Source organism: Kaistella sp. (assembly GCF_032060305.1).
In the GTDB taxonomy this organism is placed as follows: domain Bacteria; phylum Bacteroidota; class Bacteroidia; order Flavobacteriales; family Weeksellaceae; genus Kaistella; species Kaistella yananensis.
The window spans coordinates 22,002-24,068 of record NZ_DAMBHK010000006.1 but is presented as its reverse complement, the minus strand read 5'-3'; the positions used below and the strand labels follow the sequence as shown (position 1 = coordinate 24,068).

At 41.9% G+C, this 2,067-nt stretch carries 1 protein-coding gene; it reads right to left on the bottom strand.

Going from position 1 to position 2,067, the window contains the following annotated elements; translation table 11 throughout:
• Window positions 1-42: 42 nt before the first annotated feature.
• Window positions 43-2,067 (bottom strand): helix-hairpin-helix domain-containing protein (locus V5N63_RS01565; protein WP_332032394.1); only part of this gene is annotated, 2,025 nt, incomplete at its 5' end.

Below are 2,067 nucleotides of genomic sequence, written 5' to 3'. Positions count from 1 at the left end.
AAAGGCCGCAACTGGAAATATGAGAAACGCTGATTTTCTAATTTAACTGATTTTATGCCGCGGTAAACCGATTTCATGTTCCTGAGGATAAGGCTTCCGGAACGTCATGCTTACATCTTCTTTAATCTGGCGGTGAATATCGTACTGCTTCTCTTTGTGGTAAGCGTAACGCGGATCGGGAATCATCGGCATTTTAGCCATTTTAATGACGGTTATGGTCGGGAAATGATAGTCTACCTCAACCGTTCCCAACAGCAGATAACAGCCGCCACCCATAAAATCGTACTGCTTCAGAGAATCCGGAAAATGCGCCGTGTCGAAATAATCGCCGTTCACGTCGATCCAGGTGCCGAAATACATGGTTCCCTTTTTGGTTGGCACGTGTTTTCGGGAAATCAGATACGCCAACATTTTTACCTGTTTTTTATGATTTTTCAAAAGATCTTTCACAAAAACAGAACCTCTGTATTTGGTTTCCAGAAGGTCAAACGGTGTGTAGGAAACCGGAAATCCCAGGATTTCGATCTCATCAAAAGCATCCTCAAAAAAATCCCTTTTCAACTCCGGTAGATGATAGTCCTGAACTGGTTCTTCAAAAAGCATTCTACCTCTGTTTTCGGGCTTGAAGTTAATGAGCAGCAATCTTGCTTCAATGAGAAGTTCGTTTTTCTGTTTCCCGGTAAACCGGAAAGCGCCGATAAAAATCAGAATCTGTACTCCTTCAATCCCAATCGGAATGCGTCGGATAAAGTCTTCCAATGATTGATAATTTCCGTTTCTCTCCCGTTCTTCAGAGATAAGCTGCGCAATTTTGGTATCAAGCGACTGAAGGTGCATAAATCCCAGAAAGATATTTTTTCCTTGCAGTGAAGTCTGAAATTCACTGGAATTAACACAGGGATTCTGAATGATTCCGCCCGACATTTTCGCTTCGTGAACATAAACTTCGGTCCGGTAAAAACCACCCTGATTATTAATGACCGAAACCATAAATTCCAGCGGATAATAAACCTTTAGATATAAACTCTGGTAACTTTCTACCGCATAAGACGCCGAGTGCGCCTTGCAGAACGAATATCCCGCAAAAGACTGAATCTGTCGGAAAGCTTCCGTAGTCATCTGTTCCGAATGTCCCTGATTTTTGCAGGATTTAAAAAAGTTGTTTTTTACTTCATTCAGTTTCTGAATTGATCTTTCTTTCCCGCTCATGGCACGTCTTAGAATATCACCATCGGCATGACTGAGTCCGCCAAAATATTGCGCAATTTTAATCACATCTTCCTGATAAACCATGATTCCGTAGGTTTCTTTAAGATTTTCTTCAAACACAGGATGAAAATATTCAAACTGATCGGGATTGTTGTGACGGAAAATATATTCCTTCATCATTCCGCTTTGCGCGACACCCGGCCGGATGATGGAAGAGGCAGCCACCAAAGTTCTGTAATCACTGCATTTTAAACGTCTTAAAAGTCCGCGCATTGCCGGGCTTTCTATATAAAAACATCCTATTGTTTTTCCTGTTGCCAAATACTCATTACACACCGCTTCATCTTTAGAAATAGAAGTATCGCGGATATCGACTTCAATTCCGCGGTTTTTTTTAATGAGTCCCACTGTGTCGCTGATGGTTCCCAAACCACGTTGGGAAAGAATATCAAACTTTTCAAGTCCGATGACTTCAGCCACATGCATATCAAACTGAACAATCGGAAATCCTTTTGGAGGCATTTCCAGGGCTGAATAATTCGTAATAGGTTCCTCGGAAATCAGAATTCCGCAAGCGTGCATACTTCTCTGGTTGGGGAATTTCTCCATCAGTTTGCCATATTCGTGAACCAGTTTTACGACTTTATTGCCGTCATGAGTTTCCATGGGTTTTGTCGCAAGATCATCAAGCTCTTCTTTGGGCAGACCAAAGGCTTTCCCCACTTCCCGGAATATCGAACGGTATTTGAATTCGACATTTGTTCCGCAAAACGCAACGTGATCTTTTCCGTATTTATTAAAAATATATTCCAGGATGGTGTCTCTGTTTTGCCAGCTCCAGTCGATATCAAAATCCGG